Origin of the sequence: Streptomyces sp., from assembly GCF_031178505.1 — a bacterium.
In the GTDB taxonomy this organism is placed as follows: domain Bacteria; phylum Actinomycetota; class Actinomycetes; order Streptomycetales; family Streptomycetaceae; genus Streptomyces; species Streptomyces gulbargensis.
In genome coordinates this window covers 1-4,235 of the sequence record NZ_JAPSIW010000620.1, presented here as the reverse complement: position 1 = coordinate 4,235, position 4,235 = coordinate 1, and the positions used below count along the sequence as shown (strand labels likewise).

Sequence of the window (4,235 nt, the reverse complement as noted above, 5' to 3'; positions counted from 1 at the left end):
GGGTGTGCGGACGGGCGACGGGGCCTGCGCGGCGGCGAGCTCCGGGACGGCCATGGAAGGGACCTCTTTCGGGCGGGGAGGGAAGGAGGAGGGCACCACCATACCCGAACACATGAAGAGGTCTTCACGTATTGACATACGAGCGCCGCTACGATGAGCCCATGGGACACGGAGCGAACGGCCAGACGACCCCCGCCACCCGGTTGGACGCCGAGTCCGCGGCGACCATCGCCGCCACCCTCCAGGCCCTTGCCACGCCCTCGCGGCTGATGATCCTCACCAAGCTCCGCCAGGGCCCGTGCGGCGTGACCGAGCTGGCCGAGGCCGTCGAGATGGAACAGTCCGCCGTCTCCCACCAGCTCCGGCTGCTGCGCGCGCTCGGCCTGGTCACCGGCGTCCGCCAGGGCCGCCGCATCGAGTACAGCCTCTACGACAACCACGTCGCCCAGCTCCTCGACGAGGCCGTCTACCACATCGAGCACCTCCGGCTCGGCGCCCGCGACGCCGCCCGTACCGCCGTGGATACTGGGCAGCCGTAGTCCACGACACGAAAGGGCGGGAATGACCGACGACTTGGGGACCCGCGGGACACGTCACGCGGTGGTCATCGGGGGAAGTCTCGCGGGACTCCTGGCCGCACGCGTGCTCGCCGAGCACGCCGAGAAGGTGACGGTCGTCGAGCGCGACCGCGTCCCGGACGGACCGGAGGCACGCCCCGGCGTACCGCAGGGCCGGCACCTCCACGTACTGATCGCCGGCGGCCAGCGGGCCCTGGACGAACTGCTGCCCGGCTTCACCGACGAGCTGCGGGAACTCGGCGCGCCCAAGGTGGGCGTACCGGAGGACATGGTGCAGTGGCAGTCCGGCCGCTGGTTCCGCCGCACCCCGGCGACCGCGCACTTCTACAGCGGGCCGCGCCCCCAGCTGGAGTGGCTGGTACGGCAGCGCGTCCTCGCCGACCCGCGCGTCGAACTCCTCCAGGGCACCGAGACCGTGGGGCTGACCGGTGACGCGAGCCGGGTCCGCGGCGTCCGGCTGCGCGAGCGGGGTGCCGGACCGGACGCCGAGGTCCGCACCCTGGAGGCCGACCTCGTCGTCGACGCCTCCGGGCGCTCGACCAAGGCTCCCGACTGGCTCGCCGACATCGGCGCGGAGGCCCCGCACGAGGAGACCCTCGACACCGGACTCGCCTACGGCACCCGCGTCTACAAGGCGCCGGCCGACTTCGACACCGACGCGCTCGGCTACTACGTCGTGCCGGGCCCCGCGCAGACCTACGGTGCGGTCGTCCTGCCCCTCGGGGACGGCCACCACCTGGTCACCCTGTCCGGGCTGCGCGGTGAGGAACCGCCCACGGACGAGAGCGGGTTCGAGGAGTACGCGAAGCGGCTGCCGCACCCGGTGATCAGCGAGTGGATCGCACGGGCGGAGCCGGTCTCGCCCGTGCACGGCTTCCGGAGGACGGCCAACGTCCGCCGCCGGTACGACCGTCCGGGCCGCCGCCCGGCCGGTTTCCTCGCCACCGGCGACGCGCTCTGCGCCTTCAACCCGATCTACGGGCAGGGCATGGCCGTCGCCGCGATGAGCGCGGTCGCCCTGCGCCGCGCCCTGTCCGACCCCCGCCGCACCCCGACCACCCGGACGGTGCAGAAGGCGCTGCTCGGCGCCTCCCGGCAGGCCTGGGACATCTCGGCCGGGGCCGACAAGAAGATGCCGGGGGCCCTCGGTGACGCGGCCCGGCCGGGACCGCTCGACCAGGCCGTGGGCTGGTACCTGCGCCGGGTCCAGGAGCGCGCGGCGGGCGACCCGGTGGTCGGCGGGGCGTTCCGCCGGGCGCTGACCCTGGCGGAGCCGCTGACGGCGCTGTTCGCGCCACGGGTGGCGCGGGCGGTCCTCCTCGGCCCGGTCCACCCGTCCCCGGCGGAGCCGCCGCTGCGCCGGGACGCCTAGCCGGACTCCGGGCCCGAAACGGCCCGGAGGAACGCCCCGGACGTCCCGGGATCCCTCCTTCGAACCGCGCCGGCCCCGGTCCCCCGACCGGGGCCGGCGCCGTCGTCCGGCTTCCCGACGCCGCCTCCCGGATCCCCGCCCCGGGACGCGCGCCGCCGCTTTCGGCCACTCTGCCGGGCAAGCCTGGCGGACTGGTTTAGACCAATGATAGGAAGGGTGACGCACACGTTCCACGCGATCACGCAGAGCGAAGAGAGGGTTTCTCATGGCCGAGCCCGAATCCCAGGCCGTGGCGGACGCGCCGCTCTACCTCCGGGTCGCCGCCGCCCTGCGCGAGGAGCTCGCGCAGCCGCGCGTCTCCCCCGGCACCCGGCTGCCGTCCGAGCGCACCCTGGCCCGCCGGCATCACGTCAACCGCCAGACCGTACGGAGCGCTTTACGGCTCCTGCGCGAGGAGCGGCTCGTCGTCACCGACCGGCGGGGCACCTTCGCGGCCGGCGCGCCCGAGGAGGCCGTGACCGCCGTCCCGGCCCTGGCGGCTCGCCGTCCCGTCTTCCCCGGCGGGCCGCCGGCGGCGGGGGCACAGGTGCGGGCCACCCTCACCTGGGAGGTGCCGCCCGCGCACCTGGCCGGGCGGCTGCTGCTCGCCCCGGGCGAGGCGACGCTCGTCCACCGCCAGGTGGTGCTCGGTCCGCAGGGCACGCCGCTCCAGCGGGCGGTGTCCTGGTTCTCCCGGCCCGCGCTCACCGAGATCCCCCAACTGGGCCGCTACCGGCGGGGAAGGGACCGGCACCGCCGCCCCGACCTGCGGCTGCTCTACCACTGGATGCACCAGGCCGGGCTGCGGCTCACCCACCGGGAGTCGGTCGGCGTCTCCTCCGTACCGGCCGGGGAAACCGGCACGGAGGGCGCGGGGGCGGCGGCCCGGCTGCTCGTCCACCGCGTGGTGAACGACCAGCACGGGCACGCCCTGGAGATCACGGACATCGACTTCTCGGCGCGGTCGGCGGCCTGGACCTACGAGTTCAGCGCCTGAGGGCCCCTGAGCCCACCGGTCAGACGATGCTCTCCGCGATCTCCGACTCCTCGCGGGCACTGCCGTAGGTGGTCGGCGTGCCGTACGAACGGCGGGCGACGTACCACCAGACGCTGGCGAGGAGCAGGACGGCGGCGAGCGCGATGACGGCGTAGTTCATGGAGTCGACGGTCACCGGGGACTTCTGCGGCAGGCAGAACAGGACGGTGACGAGCCCGACCCAGATGACGGCGGTCCAGCCGATCGGCTTGCTCCAGCGGCCCAGGTTCCAGGGGCCGGGGACGAAGCGGTCGCCGGCGCGCAGCCGCAGGTAGATCGGGATGGCGTAGGCGGGGGTGATGCCGATGACGTTGATCGCGGTGACCGCGCCGTAGGCGGTGGCCGAGTACAGCGAGGGCAGGGCGAGGACCGCCGCGACGGCGACGGCGAGCCAGACCGCGGGGACGGGGGTCTGGGTGCGGGTGCTGACCTTGCGCCAGAGCGCGGATCCGGGCAGCGCGTTGTCGCGGCTGAAGGCGAAGACCATGCGGCTGGCTGCGGCGACCTCCGCGTTGCCGCAGAACAGCTGGGCGACGATCACGACGAGGAGCAAGGCGGTGGCGCCGCCGGAACCGAGCGCGTCCAGGAGGATCTGGGCGGGCGGGACCCCGGTGGCGCTGTTCTGGGTGGCCGCGTAGTCCTGGATCGCGAAGGTCAGCCCGGCGAGCAGGGCGAATCCGGCGATCCAGGAGACCCAGATGGCACGGACGATGCCCTTGGCGGCGGTGACGGAGGCGTTGGAGGTCTCCTCGGAGAGGTGGGCGGAGGCGTCGTAGCCGGAGAAGGTGTACTGGGCGAGGAGCAGGCCGATCGCGGCGACGTAGAGCGGGTTGGCCCAGCCGGTGTCGTTGACGAACTCGGTGAAGACGAACTCGGCGGACTGGTGCCGGTCGGGAACGATCGCGAGGGCGCCGACGATCACGGCGACGCCGGCGAGGTGCCACCAGACGCTGATGGAGTTGAGGACGCTGACGAGGCGGACGCCGAAGAGGTTGAGGACGGCGTGGAGCAGCAGGATGACCAGGAAGATGAGGAAGGTGGAGCCGGGGGTGGGTTCGAAGCCCCACTGGAGGTTGAGGAAGGCTCCGGTGAAGAGGGCGGCTCCGTAGTCGATGCCGGCGATGGCGCCGAGCAGACCGAGCAGGTTGAGCCAGCCGGTGTACCAGCCCCAGCGGCGTCCGCCGAGGCGGTCCGCCATGTAGTAGAGCGC

4 protein-coding genes are annotated in these 4,235 nt (G+C 73.6%); 3 read left to right on the top strand and 1 reads right to left on the bottom strand.

From position 1 onward, the window contains the following. Window positions 1–161 precede the first annotated feature (161 nt). The 3 genes from RIF68_RS29115 (at window position 162) to RIF68_RS29105 (ending at window position 2,986) form a co-directional block, all read left to right on the top strand. Window positions 162–539 carry a metalloregulator ArsR/SmtB family transcription factor gene (locus RIF68_RS29115; RefSeq protein WP_309054269.1) on the top strand — a complete coding sequence of 126 codons (378 nt, stop codon included), beginning with the start codon at window positions 162–164 and terminating at the stop codon, window positions 537–539. A gap of 22 nt (window positions 540–561) precedes the next feature. Continuing rightward, window positions 562–1,950 carry an FAD-dependent monooxygenase gene (locus RIF68_RS29110; protein WP_309054268.1) on the top strand — a complete coding sequence of 463 codons (1,389 nt, stop codon included), beginning with the start codon at window positions 562–564 and terminating at the stop codon, window positions 1,948–1,950. 265 nt (window positions 1,951–2,215) lie between these two features. Continuing rightward, window positions 2,216–2,986 carry a GntR family transcriptional regulator gene (locus RIF68_RS29105; protein WP_309054267.1) on the top strand — a complete coding sequence of 257 codons (771 nt, stop codon included), beginning with the start codon at window positions 2,216–2,218 and terminating at the stop codon, window positions 2,984–2,986. Window positions 2,987–3,005: 19 nt separating this feature from the next. Here the strand turns inward: RIF68_RS29105 and RIF68_RS29100 are convergent. Next, window positions 3,006–4,235 (bottom strand): amino acid permease (locus RIF68_RS29100; protein ID WP_309054266.1); only part of this gene is annotated, 1,230 nt, incomplete at its 5' end.